This window comes from Pseudomonas sp. GCM10022186, from assembly GCF_042656385.1.
GTDB lineage: Bacteria > Pseudomonadota > Gammaproteobacteria > Pseudomonadales > Pseudomonadaceae > Metapseudomonas.
The window spans coordinates 125,457-145,469 of the sequence record NZ_JBHSOU010000064.1; the positions used below are offsets into that span (position 1 = coordinate 125,457).

Annotated in this window: 14 protein-coding genes and 1 pseudogene; 7 read left to right on the forward strand and 8 right to left on the reverse strand. The window is 62.8% G+C overall.

The genetic code is table 11. The annotated features are described in order from the left end of the window. Nucleotides 1-8 precede the first annotated feature (8 nt). The 3 genes from ACFPU0_RS22920 (at nucleotide 9) to ACFPU0_RS22930 (ending at nucleotide 4,981) form a co-directional block, all read left to right on the forward strand. A complete protein-coding gene (locus ACFPU0_RS22920) occupies nucleotides 9-1,370 on the forward strand; it encodes a DUF1329 domain-containing protein (RefSeq protein WP_377695591.1) in 1,362 nt (453 codons plus the stop codon). Nucleotides 1,371-1,444: 74 nt separating this feature from the next. Then, nucleotides 1,445-2,518: a WD40/YVTN/BNR-like repeat-containing protein gene (locus tag ACFPU0_RS22925; RefSeq protein WP_377695592.1), complete on the forward strand. Its 1,074-nt coding sequence runs from the start codon at nucleotides 1,445-1,447 to the stop codon at nucleotides 2,516-2,518. A gap of 30 nt (nucleotides 2,519-2,548) precedes the next feature. Further along, entirely contained in the window at nucleotides 2,549-4,981 is a 2,433-nt protein-coding gene (locus ACFPU0_RS22930; RefSeq protein WP_377695593.1) for an efflux RND transporter permease subunit, read from the forward strand. A gap of 178 nt (nucleotides 4,982-5,159) precedes the next feature. Here ACFPU0_RS22930 and ACFPU0_RS22935 read toward each other — a convergent pair whose 3' ends face one another. The 7 genes from ACFPU0_RS22935 to ACFPU0_RS22965 all read right to left on the reverse strand — a co-directional run bounded on the left by ACFPU0_RS22935 (nucleotide 5,160) and on the right by ACFPU0_RS22965 (nucleotide 12,715). After that, the gene (locus tag ACFPU0_RS22935) at nucleotides 5,160-6,434 is read right to left on the reverse strand and encodes an anaerobic sulfatase maturase (RefSeq protein WP_377695594.1); all 1,275 of its coding nucleotides are present in this window, start codon (nucleotides 6,432-6,434) and stop codon (nucleotides 5,160-5,162) included. 147 nt (nucleotides 6,435-6,581) lie between these two features. After that, nucleotides 6,582-8,954, reverse strand: a complete 2,373-nt coding sequence (locus ACFPU0_RS22940; protein ID WP_377695595.1) for an arylsulfatase — start codon at nucleotides 8,952-8,954, stop codon at nucleotides 6,582-6,584. Nucleotides 8,955-9,024: 70 nt separating this feature from the next. After that, nucleotides 9,025-9,501 carry a 2,4'-dihydroxyacetophenone dioxygenase family protein gene (locus ACFPU0_RS22945; protein WP_377695596.1) on the reverse strand — a complete coding sequence of 159 codons (477 nt, stop codon included), beginning with the start codon at nucleotides 9,499-9,501 and terminating at the stop codon, nucleotides 9,025-9,027. 143 nt (nucleotides 9,502-9,644) lie between these two features. Continuing rightward, on the reverse strand, nucleotides 9,645-10,049 hold the full coding sequence (locus ACFPU0_RS22950) for a hypothetical protein (protein ID WP_377695597.1): 405 nt from the start codon (nucleotides 10,047-10,049) through the stop codon (nucleotides 9,645-9,647). 56 nt (nucleotides 10,050-10,105) lie between these two features. Continuing rightward, the gene (locus ACFPU0_RS22955) at nucleotides 10,106-11,239 is read right to left on the reverse strand and encodes a saccharopine dehydrogenase family protein (protein ID WP_377695598.1); all 1,134 of its coding nucleotides are present in this window, start codon (nucleotides 11,237-11,239) and stop codon (nucleotides 10,106-10,108) included. A 63-nt stretch (nucleotides 11,240-11,302) separates the two neighbouring features. Beyond that, entirely contained in the window at nucleotides 11,303-11,464 is a 162-nt protein-coding gene (locus ACFPU0_RS22960) for a hypothetical protein (protein ID WP_169720226.1), read from the reverse strand. Between the two features lie 228 nt (nucleotides 11,465-11,692). Next, on the reverse strand, nucleotides 11,693-12,715 hold the full coding sequence (locus ACFPU0_RS22965) for a helix-turn-helix transcriptional regulator (protein WP_377695599.1): 1,023 nt from the start codon (nucleotides 12,713-12,715) through the stop codon (nucleotides 11,693-11,695). Between the two features lie 559 nt (nucleotides 12,716-13,274). Here ACFPU0_RS22965 and ACFPU0_RS22970 point away from each other — a divergent pair. From ACFPU0_RS22970 to ACFPU0_RS22985, 4 genes are all read left to right on the forward strand, one after another. Continuing rightward, on the forward strand, nucleotides 13,275-14,543 hold the full coding sequence (locus ACFPU0_RS22970) for an OmpP1/FadL family transporter (RefSeq protein WP_377695649.1): 1,269 nt from the start codon (nucleotides 13,275-13,277) through the stop codon (nucleotides 14,541-14,543). A 97-nt stretch (nucleotides 14,544-14,640) separates the two neighbouring features. Beyond that, entirely contained in the window at nucleotides 14,641-15,303 is a 663-nt protein-coding gene (locus ACFPU0_RS22975) for a DUF3313 domain-containing protein (RefSeq protein WP_377695600.1), read from the forward strand. 97 nt (nucleotides 15,304-15,400) lie between these two features. Further along, nucleotides 15,401-16,810, forward strand: coding sequence for a DUF1254 domain-containing protein (locus ACFPU0_RS22980; protein WP_377695601.1), 1,410 nt, complete (start codon nucleotides 15,401-15,403; stop codon nucleotides 16,808-16,810). A gap of 427 nt (nucleotides 16,811-17,237) precedes the next feature. Beyond that, nucleotides 17,238-18,800 (forward strand): DUF1254 domain-containing protein, encoded by a 1,563-nt coding sequence (locus ACFPU0_RS22985; RefSeq protein WP_377695603.1) that lies wholly within the window; start codon nucleotides 17,238-17,240, stop codon nucleotides 18,798-18,800. Nucleotides 18,801-19,619: 819 nt separating this feature from the next. On the opposite strand, the pseudogene ACFPU0_RS22990 reads toward ACFPU0_RS22985, so the two are convergent. Next, nucleotides 19,620-19,991: pseudogene (locus tag ACFPU0_RS22990) on the reverse strand (amino acid ABC transporter ATP-binding protein); the annotation flags it as partial. Between the last annotated feature and the right edge of the window lie 22 nt (nucleotides 19,992-20,013).

The window sequence follows — 20,013 nt, forward strand, 5'->3', positions numbered from 1 at the left end:
GAATACCGATGAAACTCGTCAATACACTGCTGGCCGCCAGCCTTGCGGTTGCCTTTGCCAGCGTCGCCCACGCGGCGGTATCCCCGGAAGTCGCCGCGAAGCTCGGCACCACCCTGACGCCGGTCGGCGCGGAGAAAGCGGGCAACGCCGATGGCAGCATCCCCGAGTACCAGGGTGGCCTGAGCACTCCGCCGCCCAGCTACCAGCAAGGCAGTACCATGCGCCCCGATCCCTTCGCCGGCGAATCGCCGAAGCTGGTGATCGATGGCAAGAACGCTGCCGAGCAAGCGAGCAAGCTGACTGCGACGACCCTGGAACTGCTCAAGCGCTTCCCCAGCTTCCGTGTCGACGTCTTCCCGACCCACCGCACCGTGGGCCTGCCGCAGAAGCTGCTCGACAACACGGCGAAGAATGCCGTCGGCACCCGCATCGCCGAAGGTGGCCTGGCCCTGGAGAATGCCCTGCCAGGCGTGCCGTTCCCGATTCCCAACGACGGCAATGAAGCCATGTGGAACCACCTGCTGCGCTACCAGGGGCATGCCACCAGCCTCAAGTACGACTCCTGGAACGTCGATTCCTCCGGTCACGCGACCTTGGCGACCACCGGCAACGTCTTCATCGAGTACCCGCTGTACGACCCGAGCCGCAACGAACCGGCGAAGGCCAGCGATCTCTTCTTCAGGACCAAGATCAGCTACACCGGCCCGGCCCGTCGTGCCGGCGAGGCGATCCTGGTGCAGGATGCGGTCAACCCGCTCAAGCAACCCCGTCGCGGCTGGCAATACCTGCCAGGGCAGCGCCGGGTGAAGCTGGCGCCGGATATCGCCTACGACACGCCGAACCCCGGTTCCTCCGGTAGCTCCACCTATGACGATGCCTGGGTGTTCAACGGTGCGCTGGATCGCTACGACTTCAAGCTGCTGGGCAAGAAGGAGATGTACGTCCCCTACAACACCTACAAGCTGAACTACCACGAGAAGGCGGCCGATATCACCACGCCGAACCACGTCAATCCCGACCTGGTGCGCTGGGAGCTGCACCGCGTGTGGGTGGTCGAGGCGACGCTGAAACCCGGCAAGCGCCACATCTACAGCAAGCGCACCTTCTACCTCGACGAGGACAGCTGGATCGCCCTGGCGTCCGACGAGTATGACGCCAACGGCCAGCTCTACCGCGGCTCCTTCGCCCACCTGGCGTTCAGCTACGACGTGCAGGCGCCCAACTCGGACAACCACATGATCTACGACCTGGTCTCCGGCAGTTACAACATCACCGGCATCTACGGCCCCCATGGCGGCCTGAAGTACATCCAGCCCTTGTCGAAGGCGCAATGGTCGCCTGAATCCCTGGCCGGCACGGGCATCCGCTGATGCGACACCTTTGAGCGTGGTTTTCGTCACCGTGGGGCGCGCCCCCGGTGGCGCATTTTTTTGAGATGCAGTCGATGAATATCTACAAGTGGATGGTGCTTGCCGCGCTGGCCCTGGCAGTGGCGCTGCCTTTCACCCGGCAGGTGGTGGCAGGGGAGTTCGCCGATACGCTGGACACCCCCGCGCTGCACAGCGACCTGGCCGCCCAGGGCCCGCTGACCGGGCTGGCGAGTGCGGGTGAGCGTCTGGTGGTGGTTGGCCAGCGCGGGCACATTCTTTATTCCGATGACGCCGGGCGGCGTTGGCAGCAGGCCGAGGTGCCGGTCAGCTCCGACCTGGTAGCGGTGCACTTTCCCAGCGCCAGCCAGGGCTGGGCGGTCGGCCACGATGGCGTGGTCCTGCACAGCGCCGACGCCGGCACCACCTGGACCCGGCAGTTCGACGGCCGCCAGGTCGGCCCGCGCATGCTCGCGCATTACCAGGCCATGGCCGCGGCCGAGCCGCAGAACGAGGCCATCGCCGCGCTGGTCGCCGAAGCGCAGCGGATGACGGAGGAGGGCGCGGACAAACCCTTCCTCGATGTCTGGTTCGAGAACGAGCGGGTCGGCTATGTGGTCGGCGCCTTCAACCTGATCTTCCGTACCGATGACGGCGGCCGCAGCTGGACGCCCTGGATGGAGCGCACCGAGAACCCCGGCGCGTTGAACCTCTATGGGCTGCGTGCGGTGGGCGATGACCTCTACATCGTCGGCGAGCAGGGCCTGGTGCTGAAGCTGGACGCAGCTGGTGGGCGGTTCAAGGCCGTGGTGACGCCCTACGAGGGCTCCTATTTCGGCGTCATCGGCAAGCCGGGGATGGCCCTGGTCTACGGCCTGCGCGGCAACCTCTATCGGAGCCTCGACCGTGGCGCCAACTGGCACAAGGTCGAGCTCGGCCTGCCGGTCAGCATCGTCGCCGCCACCCTCGATCCCGCTGGACGGGTCGTCCTGCTCAGCCAGGCCGGCCATGTGCTGGTCAGCACCGACGACGGTGCCAGCTTCGCCGTGCAGCCGCAGGATGCCCTCGCCCCGGTTTCGGCAGCGTTAGCCAGCGGCGACTCGCTGGTGCTGGCGGGGACCCGTGGCGTGCGCCTGCTGCCCCTCCAATGAGCCAACCCGACTTTCAGAGAGCCGCCAACCATGGGCAACTACGAACTCGACACCATGCCGGTGATCCAGGAGCTGAAGGGCTTCGATGCGCGCTCGGGCAATCTGCTGGAGCGCCTGATCTTCAACAACCGGCTGCTGGTGGTGCTGGCGTGCCTGCTCGCCACCCTGACGCTGGGCTACTACGCCGCCACGCGCCTGACCCTCAGCGCCAGCTTCGAAAAAATGCTTCCGCAGAGTCATCCTTTCATCAAGAACTACCTGGATAACCGCCAGTCCCTGCGGGGGCTGGGCAACTCGGTGCGGGTGGTGGTGGAGAATAGCGGCGGCGATATCTTCGACCCGCGCTATCTGCAGGTGCTCAAGGAGGTCAACGACGAGCTGTTCGTCACCCCCGGCGTGGACCGCGCCTGGATGAAGTCGCTGTGGACGCCGGCCGTGCGCTGGACCGAAGTGACCGAGGAGGGCTTTCGCGGTGGCCCGGTGATGCCGGACTCCTACGATGGTTCGGCGCAAGGCGTCGAGCAGTTGCGCATGAACATCGCCCGCTCGGGCATCGTCGGCAGCCTGGTGGGGAACAACTTCAAGTCGAGCATGATCTTCGTGCCGCTGCTGGAGACCGACCCGGTCACCGGCAAGGCCATCGACTACCAGGCGTTTTCCCGCACCCTGGAAGAGCAGTTGCGCAGCAAGTACGAATTCGGCGGCGACCAGGCGCGGGCCGCGGGGGAGGAGGGCAAGGGCCCGATCAAGATCCGCGTGATCGGTTTCGCCAAGCTGATTGGCGACCTGCTCGACGGCCTGGTGCAGGTGATGATGTATTTCGGCGCCGCTGCCCTGATCGCCACCATCATCATCTACTTCTACACCCGTTGCGTGCGCAGCACCGTTCTGGTGGTCCTCTGCTCGGTGATCGCCGTGGCCTGGCAACTGGGCCTGGTGGCGCTATTGGGCTACAACCTCGATCCCTTCTCGATCCTCGTGCCCTTCCTGGTCTTCGCCATCGGCGTCTCCCACGGCGCGCAGAAAATGAACGGCATCATGCAGGACGTCGGGCGTGGCACCCACCAGTTGGTAGCCGCGCGCTACACCTTCCGCCGGCTGTTCCTTGCCGGCCTCACGGCGCTGCTGGCCGATGCCGTGGGCTTCGCCGTGCTGATGCTGATCGACATTCCGGTGATCCAGGACCTGGCCATCACCGCCAGCATCGGTGTGGCGGTGCTGATCTTCACCAACCTGGTGCTGCTGCCGGTGCTGCTGTCCTACTTCGGCGTCAGCCGCCAGGCCGCCGAGCGCAGCCTGCGTGGCGAGAACGACGAGCTGCGCGGCAAGGGCCTGGGTGCCCTGTGGAGCTTGCTCGATCGCTTCACCGAGCAACGTTGGGCCACCGCCGCCCTGGTGGTGGCGGGCCTGCTCGCGGTGCTCGGCTTCGTGGTCAGCCTGCAGTTGAAGATCGGCGACCTCGACCCCGGTGCGCCGGAGTTGCGCCCGGACTCGCGCTACAACCGCGACAACGCCTACATCACCTCCAACTATTCGCTGTCCAGTGATCTCTTCGCGGTGATGCTGAAGACCCCCACGGAGGGGTGCCTGAAATACGAAAGCCTGGTGGAGGCTGACCGCCTCGGTTGGCTGCTGCAACAGCAGCCGGGTGTGCAGACCACGGTGTCGCTGGTGAACGCCGTGCGCCAGATCACCGCCGGCTCCTACGAGGGCAACCCGAAGTGGCTGACCATCGCGCGTAACCAGAACGTCCTCAACTACGGCGCCCAGCAAGCTTCGGTGAACAACCCGGAACTGTTCAACAACGACTGCTCGATGATGCCGGTGGTGGCCTACCTGACCGACCACAAGGCCGAAACCCTCGACCATGTGGTGAAGGTGGCCGAAGGCTTTGCCCGCGAGCACAGCACCGAGGACCGCCAGTTCATGCTCGCCGCCGGCAGCGCCGGGATCGAGGCGGCGACCAACATCGTCGTGCGCGAGGCCAACCGCACCATGCTGCTCTATGTGTACGGCGCGGTGATCCTGCTCTGCTTCATCACCTTCCGCAGCTGGCGCGCGGTGGTGGTGGCGGTGGTGCCGCTGATGCTCACCTCGATCCTCTGCGAAGCCCTGATGGTCTGGCTGGGCATGGGGGTGAAGGTGGCCACGTTGCCGGTGATCGCGCTGGGGGTGGGCATCGGTGTCGACTATGCCCTGTACCTGCTCAGCGTCCAACTGGCCCAGCAGCGCGCCGGCCTTTCTCTGGGCGTGGCGTACCGCAACGCGGTGGCCTTCACCGGCAAGGTGGTGGCGCTGGTGGGTATCACCCTGGCCGCCGGGGTGGTCACCTGGGCCTGGTCGCCGATCAAGTTCCAGGCCGACATGGGCATCCTGCTGACCTTCATGTTCATCTGGAACATGGTCGGCGCTCTGGTGCTGATCCCGGCGCTCTCTCACTTCCTTCTGCGCAAGGTTCGCTAAGGAGGCGAAAAAGCCCGGCACGCAAGCGCGTGCCGGTTTTTTTTGATGGGCTTCGCTTCGCTCTAGCGGGAGCGCCGTAGCGTGGGCTTTGTGTAGGAGCGAGCTTGCTCGCGAATGGTCTCGCTCGGATCGTTCGCGAGCAAGCTCACTCCTACAGCTACTGCAAACCTGGCGATTCTCAGCCTTTCGTCCCCAGCGGCACCAGCAGCGGTCCCGAAATCGCCTGCATGATCAGCGAGGCTGGTTGGCCGTGGCTGACCAGCTTGGCCATGGCGTTCATGTAGGGCGTCAGGTGGCGGAAGTACTTCTTGTACCCCGGGCACAGGTAGTTCAGGCCGGGTTCACCGTCCGGCGCGGTCATGAAACGATTCTTCGGGCACTCGCCATGGCAGGCGAAGCGGTAGTCGCAGTCGCGGCAATAAGCCGGCAACGCCTCTTCCTTGGCCGCGCCGAAGGCCTGCTGCGCGGGGGAGGCGAGGAGAGTGGCGGGATCGTCGGTCTGGATGTTGCCGAGGCGGTACTCCGGATACATGTAGTGATCGCAGGAGTAGAGGCTGCCGTCGTGCTCGACGATTGCCGCCTTGCCGCAACGCGGGGCGAACAGGCAGACCGAAGGCGGCAGCTGGCACCAGGAGGCCAGCGCCCATTCGAAGTTCATCACGTGGACCTGGCCGACGTCCTGGCGCACCCATTCGTCGAATACGGAGATGAGAAAGTCGCCAAAGCGCTCGGGTTCGACCGTCTGCGCCGTCACCGGCGCGGAATCGGGCAGGGCGCGCAGGCGCAGCTCCGGCGGCGTGGCGAAATGCAGGCCACGTTCACGCTCGGTTTCGGCGGGCTGTCGTTCCACCACCGGGTTGAACTGGATGTGCCGCACTCCCTCAGCCTTGAGGAAGCGATAGACCTCCAGCGGGTAGAGGGCGACCTCGCGGGCCACTGTAACCAGCACGTTGAATTCGACCCCGTACCTTTGCAGCACATGGAGACCTCGCATCACCTGGTCGAAGCTGGAGCGGCCGCGCTTGTCCGGACGATGGAGGTCATGCACCTCCCGTGGGCCATCCAGGCTGAGACCGACCAGGAACCCCTCGCGGGCGAGGAAGGCGCCCCAATCGTCATCGAGCAGGGTGCCATTGGTTTGCAGGGTATTGCGGATGGCCTTGCCGCCGGCGAAGCGGCGCTGGTAGTCCACCGCGCGCTGGAAGAACTCCAGGCCGAGCAGGGTCGGCTCGCCGCCCTGCCAGGTGAATTCCACTTCGGGGCCGGATTGCGCCGCGATGTAGCGCTGCACGTAGTCGCGCAGCACCTTGTCGTCCATGCGGAAGCGCTCGCGGGGCGGGAACTGCTGCTCCTTCTCCAGGTAGAAGCAGTAGCTGCAATCGAGGTTGCAGATCGGCCCGACCGGCTTGGCCATGAGGTGCAGGCCCTGGGGCGTGGCTTCGGGATTGTGCATCGCTGGTCACCGCTGTGCCGACCGCCTGGCGATCTGCCGCGGTCCGATGCAAAGACTAAGCGGCAGCTGCGCCAAGGCCACCCCCCATGGCCGGGGGTATTGGCGAGCAGTAACCGCCCCGGCCAGGCCGGGACGGTTGATGGGGCGTCAGGGCATGTAGGCGACGCTTACCCGGTTCACCTTGCCGTTGAAGGGGAAGGGCGCACGTTCGAAGTAATCCAGGGTCACCGGCGATCCGAGGTCCGTGGCCACGTCGAAGGTTTCGCTGGCGGTGAAGGTGAAGGGCGGGGTGAAGAGGGTGGTGCCCTTGGCCACTTCGCGGCCATCCAGCAGCAGACTGAGGTTGGCCGCCGCGCCTGGCTTGGGCGCAGCCATGCGGGTGAGCACTTCGATGCTGGCCTTGCCGGCCGGCAGCCGCTCTGCCGAACGCAGCACGGTGCGGGAGATCGCCAGCGAGTTGTACTCGTACACCAGGTAGCCGTCGTCCAGATACAGGCTGACGCCACCACCAATGCCGCCCATGGCGTAGAGCACCCCGCTGGCCTTGTCCGGCAGCTCGGCTTCCACCAGCACCCGGTTGTCCTGGCTGCGCAGGTTGGGGGCGGCGAACTCCGGAAGGCGCGTGACCCGGTCGCTGAAGGTCCATTCCCGCTGGTTGGGGGCGATCTTTTCGCTCGGATGGAGGAAGGGATAGAGCCCCGCACCTATGGGGTATACCTTGTTGGACCTGGCCTGGGCGTCGAACTCCGCCTTCAGTTCGGCCAGCTTCTGCGGGTTGCTGGCAGCCACGTCGGTGGCTTGCGAGTAGTCCTTGCGCAGGTCATAGAGCGCCCACTGGTCATTTGCCGGATTCCAGCCCATCACCTGGGAGAAGCCCTGCACCCAGGGTTTGCGCGGACCGAATACCGAGGCCATCCAGCCGTCCTTGTAGATGCCGCGGCTGCCGAGCACTTCGAAGTACTGCGCCGGCTTGCGCGACTTGGCCTCGGCGTCGGCGAAGCTGTAACGCATGCTGACACCGTCCAGCGGGTCCTGGGCGATGCCGTTGACCTGCTTGGGCGGGGTGATGGCGAGGATGTCGTAGACGGTCGGGGCGATGTCGTTGACATGGTGGAACTGGCCGCGGACATTCGCGTCTGCCTTGATCGCCTTCGGCCAGGACACCGCCAGCGGCGTGCGGGTGCCGCCGAAGTAGCCGGCCACCAGCTTGGTGCCGGGGAAGGGACCGGAACCGGCCCAGGCCCAGGCGGCGTTGTACATGTTCTCCAGCTTCGGTCCGCCGAGGGCGGGGAGGCCGCCGTACATGCCGTCGAGCACCTTCAACTGCTGTTCCTTGGGCACCGGGATGCCGTTCTGCGCCAGCAGTTCGTTGATGGTGCCTTCCATGCCTTCGGCCGAGGCGCCGTTGTCGCCCAGCACGTAGAAGATCAGGGTGTTGTCGCGCTGGCCGGAGCGCTCCAGCTCGTCGATGATCTTGCCGGCCTGGGTGTCGGTGTGTTCGAGGAAACCGGCGAACACCTCCATCAGGCGCGCCTGGTAGCGCTGCTGCTCGGGGCTCAGGCTGTCCCAGGCCGGCAGTTCGGCGGGGCGCGGGGTGAGCTTGGCGTCGGCCGGAATGAAGCCGAGGGCCTTCTGGCGGACGAAGGTCTGCTCGCGATAGACATCCCAGCCGGCGTCGAACTTGCCCTTGTATCTGTCCGCCCATTCGGCGTTCACCTGGTGCGGGCCATGCACGGCGCCGGGCGCCCAGTACATGAAGAAGGGTTTGTCCGGCGCGTAGGTCTGGTGATCCTGCAGCCAGTCCACCGCCTGTGCGGCGAGATCCTCGCTGAGGTGGTAGCGCGGATCACGGGGCGGCTCGATCGGCGTGGTATTGCGGTACAGACGCGGTTCGTACTGAGAGGTTTCGCCGGCCAGGAAGCCATAGAAATGCTCGAAGCCGTAACCGGTCGGCCAGGTATCGAAGGGGCCGGCGGCGGTGGTGTGCAGTGGCGGTGTGTTGTGCCATTTGCCGAAGGCGGCGGTGTTGTAACCATACTGCTTGAGCACCTCGGCCATGGTCGCGGAGCTCTTGGGAATCTCACCGGTGTAACCGTCCCAGTCGGTGGCCAGTTCGGCGATCACGCCGTTGCCGACCCGGTGATGGTTGCGCCCGGTGAGCAGCGCGGCGCGGGTGGCCGAGCTGATCGCCGAGGTATGGAAGGCGTTGTAGCGCACGCCGCTGTCGGCGATGCGGCTCAGGGTCGGCGTATGGATACCGCCGCCGACGGTATCGGCCTGGGCGAAGCCGACATCGTCGAGCATGATCACCAGGATGTTCGGCGCATCGGCCGGCAGATGCGACTGTTGCTCGCGCTTCTGGTGCCGGGAATCCTGCAGCGTCGGCTTGGCGTCGCTGGCCGAAGGCGTCGGCGGGAATGGCAAGGTGTCCTGGGCGCCAGCGATGGAGCTGATGGAGCTGGCTAGCAGCAGGCTCAGCTTCAGGCTGAAGTGCCCGGGCAGTGGCAGCTTCTGGGGCATGGGCGGGTCCGTTCTTGTTGTGTTTGGCTATGGTGTGGGGGCTGCGCGATGGGCGCAGCCGCCACGACGGTCAGATCGAGAAACTGGTGATATCCCTGGCTTCGATGCCGTTGGCCGCGCAGAAGGCGCGGTAGCGTTCGACCCCGGATTTCCAGTTCTCGATGGCGAAGAGGTTGTCGTTGTCGTCGAAGTACAGCAGGTCGCCCTGGGTGATGTTCAGGGTGATGATCTCGTCGCCGTACTCGGGCAGCGTGGTGGGGGTGTGGCTGGTGCCGGCGGTTTCGAACACCACGCCGCCCTCGCGGGAAACCCAGTCGTGTTCCAGATACTTCCAGCCGCCCTTGATGGTGTAGACGATCACCGTACCCGAGTGGTGGTGCCGGGGCAGGGTAGTGCCGGCGGGCGCCTTGAGCAGGGTGATGGTTTCGCCGCGAACCGGGTCGCACTTGATGTACTTGACGAACACCTCGTTGCTGTAGGGTGCGAACGGTACCCAGGGCAGGTCTTCGTCGTTGATGGCGGCGGTATCGATGCTTTCGTACAGCATTTTTGTCGTTCCTCGGGATGGGTTGGAATCGGTCGCCCGCCTGGGCGATTACCCGGACATGCTGGGCGTACCCTCCAGGCATCACCCCCCCAACGAAGAGTAGGGTGGGCGGCGCCGGGCTCCAGGTGTGGTGCGTGTGGGGTTCAGGTCCTGCCGTGCAGTAGCGGTGCCGGCAGGGCGGTGCGCTGGTAGTAGCGCCAGAACAGCAGCGCATAGACGATGTCGCCGATTGCCAGCGCGGCCAGGGGCCAGTCGAGGTTTCCCGCCAGCCAGTGGCCGTGGATGACCAGGACGACGAGCAGCTTCAGCACTATCCCCAGCGGGATGTAGGGGCGGTAGCGCAGCGGGTCGCGGGCGATCATCCAGTAGGCCAGGGCGAACACGAGCACGACTCCCATGCTGATCTGGATGAACAGTGTGGAGGTGGGTGTTATCTCCAACCCCATAACCCCGGCGACAGAGCGCATGGCCACCAGTAGGGGCAGCCCGGCCAACAGGTTGAACCAGGCGGCGGAAAGAAACAGCCAACGAACATGACCGTCGGACATGGGGTATTCCTTGGCAGGAGACAGCGGCGGGGCTCGCCGCCGTCAGGTCGGCGAGATCAGAGCTTGCTGACGGTGGCGCGGGCCAGGCCGCGCTCTTCGCAGAAGCCCAGCAGATAGCGGTGGCCGAAGGCCTTGGAACCGGAGGCGAAGCCGACCCTGGCGACCTCGCCGTCGAGCAGCTTGATAACGCCTGCGGTCTGCAGCGCACCGGTGGCGATGTAGGGCGTGGTGCCGAACACCTCGGCGCGCACGGCAGAGAGCTGGCCACGGCCGATGGCGGTATCGACGGTGCGCGTCAGGGTGGTGCGCTCACGCGGCGGCATGCTCGGGGTGGTCGCCTCGACAATGCCCTTGAGCACCTGGTCCTGGGCTTCGATTGGCAGGTGCTTGTACTCGGCCTCCCACTTTTCGCCGAGCGCATGGACCATCTTCATCGCATCGTTGTCGTAGAAGCCGACGCAGGAGACGCAGGAACGCACGCGCGGATCGTTCTCCAGGTAGATCGGCAGCGAAGTGCCGCCCCAGGGCAGAGCGAATACCGGTTGCATGAAGTGCGGCGAGTGGATCTGGAACGAAGCGCCGACCGGGTGCGGTACCAGTTTCTTCTCCCAGAGGTAGCAAGGCTCGGCGCGGTACATCTCGAATATCGACGCAGTGGAACCCACGGTCACCCCGGCGCCCACACCGCGAGGGCCACGGCACAGGGCCGAGGTTTCCAGGGCGTCGATACCGGGCTGTTCCAGCGCGAGTTCGGCGGCGATTTCCGAAAAGGTGTTCATGTACGCAAGCGAAGGGGAGACCAGCAGCCCGGCCTGGCGGTAGAGCTCGCCGAATTGATCGCGGACTTGCCGCACATAGGCTTGCTCGCCCGTGGTGTCGAGGTGGTGGCAGCCAGCCTTGAGTGCGGCTTCCACTGCGGTCAGGCCGAATCTGGAGAAGGGGCCGACGGTGTTGCAGACGACCTTGGCACCCTTGAACGCCTCGACCAGCGATTCGACATTGTGCTCGGCCTCGATGATCTCGTAGGTGGCCGACTCCAGGCGTACCACGCGTTGCGCCATCATTTCGCGCACCCGCCCGGTGTTGCGCGCCACGGCGGTGAAGGGGATGTTCTGGTCGATCAGCCAATCCATGGTCAGCATGCCGGTGTAGCCACTGGCGCCGTAGACAACGACGGGGTACTTAGCCATTTCGTGTGTTCTCTTGTTCTTGCTGCTGTTGAAGGAATACGGGGCAGGGGAGCGATGCAGGTTTCAGTGAAGGGACGCGAAACTCACTGCGGGTGGGAAGCAGGCAATTCGGTTCGCCTGGCATTCATTCGCGGCAATTTGCCGGGACGGTATCCAAGCGGCGCCGAGGAAGGTGGCGATCACGACCAGTGAGGCGACGGCCGATAGCACGATTGTCGTTTTCATCTTCTTCACCTGCTGTTCGAGCAATGTCTGAGCTCAGCAGGTGCGGCTCGCCGCGCCGGGTGGAGTCGAATCCAGCACCTGTTGACTGGACTCAAAGATAGAGAGCGGGTGTTTTTTGAACCCCCCCACGCCGAGGGGGACCATGGACGCACGCATCCGGCGCGCGAGTGCCGCCGGAGATGTTTCCGCAAGCGCAGATTTCAGTTCTTCTCGAACGCAGAGTGGGGCTTAGCGCGCAGCTTGCCCAGTTGGGGTTGTCGAGCTCCATGCGGACTTCACCGTACTCGACGGAAGTTCACCGAACGCTCTGCGATAGTCCATTGCGAAATTGCCAAGATTGCCGAATCCGCACTTATAGGCGACCGCCGCTACGGTCGTCCCCGGTTGGCCGCCGAGTAGCATCTGGCGTGCGTGGCGAAGGCGCACCTGCTTCACGAAGCCCATAGGAGAGTAACCGCGATTCTTCTTGAAGGAATGAAACAAGCTGCGCACGCTGACACTGGTAAGCTGCGCCAGGCGTTCCACCGTGATGGGCTGGTCCCAGTGAGCCTCGATGTACTCTTCCGCAAGCCGGACTGTTCTGGGTGCGACATCGCGGTGCTGGCCATTCAACAAGTGGCTGAGACTATGGCGGCTGGCCTTGAGGAACATGACGATCAGCGCCTGCTCGATCTCACTCAACGAGGTCAGCGGAATACCGGCCTCGCACGCCTCGGCCTCCCCGATGAGAAAGCACAACAGCCGCCACCATTGTCGGCCGACCGGATTTTCGAAGTCGAAGGCCGGGTCGAAGATGACCCCCCCGTTGACTTCGGCTCCGACCAGGCAGGCGAGCTTCCGCTCTACTACAGAGGCGTCCAGTAGGACTGCGATCTCCTCGAAGTCGGGACCGGAGTGCAACTCGGCCCGCTCACCCGGTGATGCAATCAAGCCTTGTCGTCCGGCAAGACTCACCTTCTTGCCCCGCGTTTTGCCCCAGCCGGTTCCGGCAATGGCAATCGGTACGGCGTAGCTGGCCGAAATGTCAGGGTAATAGGCCTGATCCACTGCGCTCCCAAAGCTCACATAGGAGATTGCCATATCGTTGAGCTGGCAATGGTTGGCGTGGGCGCGAAAGTCTCTGTAGTCATCGGCGACGGAAAAATACAGCTCACCGTAAAATGGGGTGGCCGCCACTCTCATCTCTTCGACGTCGTCGGTCCGGATGACCGCAAATCGATCGAGTGGTTTCCTTTCTATCTGAGTATCCATTGGTGTCCCCAGCGACCTGACGCTGTCGTCTGCAACCGGATGGCAACCTCCGGCGCGAATCACGTGTTACGCAAACCCTTTCACAATTCGGGCAAAGTTTGCACTCGAATGGTAGACGGGGTCTTTTCCCCGGCGAAAGAATATGGCGGCTAGTTGCCATATGCACGGCACCCCTCGAATCAGGACGGAACGTGCTTTTGACCAGCCCCAGGAACAGGCGGTTGCTACGATAACGGCTCAGTTGCACTACGCTGGCAGTGGGGTACGCACTGTCCCCATATTTCAAAAAATGGGAGTTCATACGAGTGACGGGGCTACGGGTAGCGCAGAAGGGGCAGTTGCGCACGCCGAATCGGACTGGAGCCTCACTCACAGGAAGCCCGGTTTGTTCAACGCCGGATTTCTGACCGGCTTTATACCTGTCTTGCGTCTCTTCAACCCGCTATAGGCTTACTTCGACAAGCCCTGGCCACCAGGTGACATCGAGTTGGTGAAGCAGGAGAGCCGCATGGCTGCACGTATCGCAAACAAGGATAAAAGGATGACTCCACGTCTTTACATGGCAGTTTCAGCCGCCCTCATGGTGTTGCCCGGCCAATTGCTGGCGGGAGGCCTGATGCTCTATGAGATCGGCACGGATAACGTGGGGCTGGCCAATGCGGGAGCCGCAGCCAGAGCCCAGGGACCCGCCACCCTCGCCAGCAACGTGGCTGGAATGGCTTGGTTGCCCGGTACGCAGATCACCGCTGGCGCCCAGGTGCTGCACGGCAACCTGGACTTCGAGTTGGACGAAAACACCAACGTCGCAGGGGGCGGCAGCGGCAACGCGATGGAGTGGTCCCCTGGCGGAAGCTTGTTCGTGACCCGGGAAATCGGCGATGGCTGGTCGGTCGGGTTTGCCAGCTACGGTGACTTCGGCCTCAATCTCGATTATGAGAATGACTGGAGCGGCCGCTACTTCCTGCAGAACGGCGAACTGCTCGGTATGTCGCTCATGCCGGCACTGGCCTATCGCCTCAACGAGCAGTGGGCATTCGGGGTCGGTCTGCGTGCTTTCTATGCCACGCTGGATAGCCAGTTGGCCGTGAACAACGATCCGCTGGGACTGCTCCAGCGCCCGGACGGCCAGTTGAAATACCAGGATCATGACTGGGGCTATGGCGGCAATCTGGGGGTTATCTATGCCCCTGCTCCCGGGACGCGATTGGGCCTGAGCTATACGAGCGAGATCGACATCGAGTTCGAGGATGGCCTGGACCTTCAGGGTGTCGGCCCCGTGACGACGCGTTTGCTGCGCGATCGCGGGCTGCTCGATGCCGCCACCCGCATCGATATGCATGTGCCACAAACCCTGACCTTCAGCCTCTACCACCAGCTCGATGAGCAGTGGGCACTCCTGGCCAGTGCCAATTGGCAAGACTGGTCCAGGTTTGGTGAGGTGGGCGTCGATCTGGACAGCAATCAGCCTCGCTCGGCAACGCTTGAGGCGAATTATCGCGATACCTGGCACCTCTCTGTCGGCACCCAGTACCGGTTCGATCCACGGTGGATGTGGAGTTTCGGCGTGGGCTACGACAGCTCACCGGTGGATGACGAGGATCGCACGCTCACGGTGCCGATGGCCGAAACCTGGCGCATCGGCACGGGCCTGACCTATGCATTGGATGCCCAGACCGAGATGAACCTGAGCTATGAAATGGTCTGGCTCGGGGACATGGAGATCAGCCAGGAGAAGTCGCTTCCCGTTAATGACCCCCAGCGGGTTTCCGGCGAATTCGACAATGCCTGGATCCAGGCGCTCAGTGCCAGCGCTACCTGGCGCTTCTGAGTGTTGTGAATGGTGGTCCGTGACGCGGTTGGATGCACAACGCATGCATGTACAGGGACTCATAGAACCTAATGTCCAACAAGGAGAGAGCACGATCATGATGAAGACCAGGACCCTGATGGCAGGCAGCCTCGTGGCTGCCGCAGTACTACTGAATGGCTGCACCAGCAAAACGGTGAGCCAGGAGCAGTATTCAGGGTTTCTTCCCAGCTACGACGGGTTGAAAACCGTCGAAACCGCCAGCGGCCAGAAGGCCCTGCGCTGGGTGGATCCCGCGTTCAATGTGGCCAACTACGACAAGCTGATCTTTCAGCCGCTGCGCTTTTATCCCACCCCGCAAACGACAGATCGCATTGGGCAGCAGACCTACGACGAACTGTTGAAGTACGCCAACGCGCGCCTGGGCGAGGCGCTTTCCAGCAGGTTCCAGCTGGTGGGCTTCTCCACCGGACCTCGCACCCTGGAATTTCGCGGGGCCATTACCGGCGTCAGTGCCAACACCGAGGGGCTCAAGCCCTATGAGGTCATCCCCATCGCTCTGGTGGTGGCCGGCACCATGGCAGCCACCGGCGAGCGCGACCAGGATACCGAGCTGTACCTGGAAGGGGAGCTGATCGACACCAGCACTGGCAAGGCCGTGCTGCGCGTCGTGCGCAAGGGCTTTGGGAAAACGTTGAGCAATGACCGGCAGGCCGTTGGATTTGCCGATCTCAAGCCCGTTATCGATGAGCTCACCACCGACGTTTTGAAGTTCCGTTAGCCCTGCAGGGGACTGTGCGCGAGTAAGTGATTCGATACCCAGACCGCCGCGCTGTGTCCCTGTGCGCAAAACCGTCTCATAGCCAAGGAGAATGCATATGAGAATTGCATCTACAGCCATGCTGGCTGCCGCTATCAGCCAGGGGCTGGCCGGCCATGCATCGGCTGCCGATCAGGACGAACTCCTGCAGATTGCCAAGGACGCCTACGTCTACGGCTATTCGTTGATGACTACCGAGGTCACCCGTGTGCAGATGACCAACGTAGACAAGGTGGACAACGAACATGCCCCCATGGGGCAGTTCTTCAACGTCAAGCGTTATCCGCCGGCGGAGTACCGCGGCGTGTCGGCACCGAATGCCGACACGCTCTACTCGATTGCTTGGGCGGATCTGAGCGAGCCGCAGGTATTCAGTCAGCCCGACATGGGCGATCGTTATTACCTGATGCCGATGTACAACCTGTGGATGACCATCTTCGACTCGCCTGGGGCGCGCACCGCGGGCGGCGCTGCGGCCAACTATCTGCTGACCGGGCCGGGCTGGGAGGGCAAGGTGCCCGAGGGTATGAAGCAGATCAAATCCGCCACACGCAAGATGTTGATTCTGGGGCGCACCTACGCCAATGGCACCGACAAGGATTACGCGACCGTCAATGCCTTGCAGGCGCAATTGAAGCTCACCCCGCTGTCGGCCTGGGGTAAACCGTATACACCCAAGGCTCCAGCAGTGGATCCGAATCCGGGCTTCAGCATGACGGCCAAACCGCAGGAAGTCATTCTCGGCATGAGTACCGAGACCTATTTCAACAAACTCGCCGAACTGATGTGTGAAGAGGCGCCTCCCGCCGCTGCGGACGGCGCTATCCTGGTCCGCATGGCCAAGCTTGGCATCGAACCCTGCAAGCCGTTCAAGCTCGGCAACCTGGACTCGGCGCTGCAAGCGAAGTTGAGCGACCTGCCGGCGGTCGCCCTGAAGGATATTGGTGCTGGTCAATCGACCTTGGGTCGCAAGGTCAACGGCTGGACCTACACCAAGGGGCTTGGTGTATACGGCACTGACTATATGAAGCGTGCCGTAGTCGCAGCCTTCGGCTGGCCCGCAAACGTGGAGAGGGACGCGGTGTATCCCTATACCGAGGTGGACAGCGACGGACAGAAACTCAATGGCGCAAACAAGTACACCCTGACTTTCCCCAAGGGGCAGACGCCCCCGGCGAACGGCTTCTGGTCCATCACCATGTATGAGATCGACAAAGGTTGGTGGTTCGTGCCGAACCCGCTCAACAAGTTCACCGTCAGCGCGCGCAACGATCTGCAATACAACGCCGACGGCTCGCTGACGCTGTACTTCCAACACCAGTCTCCCGGCAAGGACAAGGAGGCCAACTGGCTGCCGGCACCTCAAGGTGATTTCCTGCCAATGATGCGAATGTACTGGCCGAAGGAGGGTACCCCCTCGATCCTGGATGGTAGCTGGACTCCGCCGCAGATCGTCCGCGTCAATTAACTGCCTTGGTGAGATGCCCCAATGCAGTTGGCATTGGGGCCCATTGGGCTACTCGTTGTTCGCAAGCCTGATTCGGAGGGGGCGGTAATCTCCTTGTCTCACCTTCGGCACTCCCAGATACCTCGCGGCCGCGTATGTCATGGCCTCATCCTAGTACAGCATCGGCGCCCCGAGGCCTGAGCTCTGGCTGCTTTCCCGTCTTGCTCAACGTCATGCCCCCTCGTTGCTGGGGGTGGAACCTGAGCCATGGCTTTTTATGTTCTGCAGAATGCTGTCGCGCTTTGCTAGTGGCCGCCACTAGTGAGCGCGACCAGGATACCGAGCTGTACCTGGAACCGATTGTGTGCCCCCCATATAACGTAGAGCCGCTGAGTCGTCTCAGCGTGTCCTGTCAGATAGCCAAGAGAATGAAAGGGAGTAAGTTCCAATGACGCCCAAATACAGGATGTGCCTGGCCGCGTTGGCCATGCTGAGTTGCGGATCAGTTGCCGCAGCACAGGACAAGACACCGGGTTACAACTATCGGATTCCCGACAAGGTCATGACCCCGGACTCTGTCGAAACCCGACTGGGCACATTGCGTTTCTTCGACGGAATGCCGGACGCGGCGACGGTCGAGGCGCTGTACGACAACCTCGACCTCATGCGCGGCGTGGAGACCTTCCTCAATGGTATCCCCGCCACCTCCATCGAAGGGCTGCGCCTGGGGCACCTCAGCATGGGGGTGGATGCCTCGAACAAGGCACTCATCATGGACAAGTTGCTGGATTCGGCTCCGCTGATGCTGACCGGCAACACCGACACGGTCTATTTGTCGGTGTTCCTGAATCTCGAGAAGGACGGCGCAACCGTTGTCGAGATTCCGCCAGGGTCAGGCCCCGGCACCGTCAACGACGCGTACTTCCGCTTCGTAACGGACATGGGCGCCCCCGGCCCTGACCGCGGCAAGGGAGGTAAGTACCTGATCCTGCCACCGGACTACAAGGGGGATCTGGATCCGCCAGTGGGCGGCATGGAAGCTGTCGTCGAAGGTGAGAAATACTTCGTTTCCAAGTCGACCAGTTATGTCAACTGGTTGATCCTGCGCGGCTTCCTGGTGGACGGCAAACCCGATGCCGCAACCAGGATGTTCGAGAGCGGGGTAAAGGTCTATCCGCTGTCCAGCAAGGGCAATCCTCCGAAGATGGAGTTTGTCAGCGCCTCGCGGAAATTCTTCAACACCATCCACGCCAACAACTTCAAGTTCTACGAAGAGCTGCATACCGTGATCGATCGCGAGCCGGTGTCGATGCTTGACCCGGAGCTCCGTGGGCTTTTCGCCGCTATCGGCATCGAGAAGGGCAAACCCTTCGCGCCGGACGCGCGGATGCAGAAGATCCTCACCGAGGCGGTCGCCATCGGCAACGCGACCGCCCGGGCAATCAGCTTCCGGCCGCGTTTTGAAGACGCCCCTCTCTATCCGGGTAGTGCATGGACTCATGCATTCATCGGAGGCGATTATCAGTGGCTATCAGACAAAGGCATGGGCGGCCGTAATCTGGATGCGCGGACATTGTTCTTCTACCAGGCCACGGTCAATACCCCGGCCATGGTGTTGAAGATGGTCGGGGCGGGCTCGCAGTATGCCTATGCGGCGACTGACAGGAAGGGTGCCTATCTGGACGGCAGCAAAACCTACAGGCTGAACATCCCCGCCAACGCACCCGCCAAGAATTTCTGGTCCATAGTGGTCTACGACCCGCAAACCCGGTCCGAGCTGCAAACAGGCCAGACATTTCCCAGCAAGAACAACAAGCGCGATGACCTGATCGCCAACGCAGACGGCTCCATCGACCTGTATTTCGGCCCGCAGGCGCCGGAAGGCAAGGAAGCGAACTGGATCCAGACAGTACCTGGAAAGGCCTGGTACACGCTGTTCCGGCTTTACGGCCCGCTTGAGCCCTGGTTCGACCGGACCTGGCGCCCCGGTGAAATCGAAGAGGTGAAATAGCGACGCCAATAGCCGTTTACCTGAATACGCAGGACCGGGGGCTCCTCATCGTTTGGCTTTTCCCTTGTGCCTGCGGTTCTGGTGGAGCCGCGGTAGTGCTCGACAGCACTCCAGCGGGGCGTCATCCAGGCCAATATGCTGATTGGATTTCATTTGAACTTGGGAAACCACGTCCTGAGGACGTGGTCATGAGTCACCGGCTCTGCCCGTGACGATCGAAATGGCCAACTAGCAGGATGAAGTGCGTAGGATGAAATCCGGGGAAAGTCCGACCCTGACTTTGAAAACCAAAGGAAAAAGCAGCATTGCCAGGAATTTCCATGCGACCTGTGCAATAGCAGCGTGCGTTTGACACGTTGGCATCGTGCTGGCCGCGAGCGTACGAACGATCAAATCACCAATTCGAAGCTCGATAGCAGCCTCTCAGTCTGGGTTAGCTCCTGCTAAAGCAGTTTTGGCATTGCCCAGCGGGGTGCCAGGGACGTCGTGGATGCTGACCTGTCCGACTACTTCAACACCATTCCCCACGGCCGCCTGATGCGCTGTGTTGCGCGTCGTGTCGCGGATGGAATGGTACTGGCGGTGATTCGCCAATGGCTTGCGGCCCCGGTGATCGAACGTATACGAAAGGGTGGAGAAATCCGCACGACCGTGGCGCGCGACACGCGTCGGGGTATTGGACCCGCGGCACCACGTACGGCACGCCGCGTAGCTACATGCTGACCTTGCGTGGGGATTTCTGACAGGACGCCCGGAAAAACCAAACCCCTTTCAAGCGTGAGCCTCAAGGGGTTTGCTGGTGCTGCAGATTACCGCGCCTCAGCTGTGGGTAACGCGGCTGAGGAAGTCTCTCATACGTTCATTGGTTGGGTTGCCGAGGATCTCGGCAGATGGCCCCTGAGCAACGATATTACCCCCCTCCAGAAACAGGGTGCGATCGGAAACGGCGCGTGCAAAGCCCATTTCATGAGTGACGACGACCATGGTCATCCCTTGCTGGGCGAGGCTCTTCATCACACTTGACACCTCGTCGACAAGCTCCGGATCAAGCGCAGACGTGGGCTCATCGAAGAGGATGGCTTTCGGATCCATGGCCAGGGAGCGGGCGATAGCCACACGCTGTTGCTGGCCCCCTGAAGGTTGAACAGGGTAGGCATCGTATTTCGTCGCAAGGCCAACCCGATTCAGCAAATCCTTGCCACAACGCTCCTGG

Bases quoted from the DNA above. Each gene is read 5' to 3' on its own strand.
- ACFPU0_RS22975 (WP_377695600.1), top strand. From the start codon at position 14,641: ATGATGAAGACCAGGACCCTGATGGCAGGCAGCCTCGTGGCTGCCGCA.
- ACFPU0_RS22965 (WP_377695599.1), bottom strand. From the start codon at position 12,715: ATGGATACTCAGATAGAAAGGAAACCACTCGATCGATTTGCGGTCATC.
- ACFPU0_RS22935 (WP_377695594.1), bottom strand. From the start codon at position 6,434: ATGCACAATCCCGAAGCCACGCCCCAGGGCCTGCACCTCATGGCCAAG.
- ACFPU0_RS22920 (WP_377695591.1), top strand. From the start codon at position 9: ATGAAACTCGTCAATACACTGCTGGCCGCCAGCCTTGCGGTTGCCTTT.
- ACFPU0_RS22930 (WP_377695593.1), top strand. From the start codon at position 2,549: ATGGGCAACTACGAACTCGACACCATGCCGGTGATCCAGGAGCTGAAG.
- ACFPU0_RS22945 (WP_377695596.1), bottom strand. From the start codon at position 9,501: ATGCTGTACGAAAGCATCGATACCGCCGCCATCAACGACGAAGACCTG.
- ACFPU0_RS22925 (WP_377695592.1), top strand. From the start codon at position 1,445: ATGAATATCTACAAGTGGATGGTGCTTGCCGCGCTGGCCCTGGCAGTG.
- ACFPU0_RS22955 (WP_377695598.1), bottom strand. From the start codon at position 11,239: ATGGCTAAGTACCCCGTCGTTGTCTACGGCGCCAGTGGCTACACCGGC.
- ACFPU0_RS22940 (WP_377695595.1), bottom strand. From the start codon at position 8,954: ATGCCCCAGAAGCTGCCACTGCCCGGGCACTTCAGCCTGAAGCTGAGC.
- ACFPU0_RS22980 (WP_377695601.1), top strand. From the start codon at position 15,401: ATGAGAATTGCATCTACAGCCATGCTGGCTGCCGCTATCAGCCAGGGG.
- ACFPU0_RS22950 (WP_377695597.1), bottom strand. From the start codon at position 10,049: ATGTCCGACGGTCATGTTCGTTGGCTGTTTCTTTCCGCCGCCTGGTTC.
- ACFPU0_RS22960 (WP_169720226.1), bottom strand. From the start codon at position 11,464: ATGAAAACGACAATCGTGCTATCGGCCGTCGCCTCACTGGTCGTGATC.
- ACFPU0_RS22985 (WP_377695603.1), top strand. From the start codon at position 17,238: ATGACGCCCAAATACAGGATGTGCCTGGCCGCGTTGGCCATGCTGAGT.
- ACFPU0_RS22970 (WP_377695649.1), top strand. From the start codon at position 13,275: ATGGCAGTTTCAGCCGCCCTCATGGTGTTGCCCGGCCAATTGCTGGCG.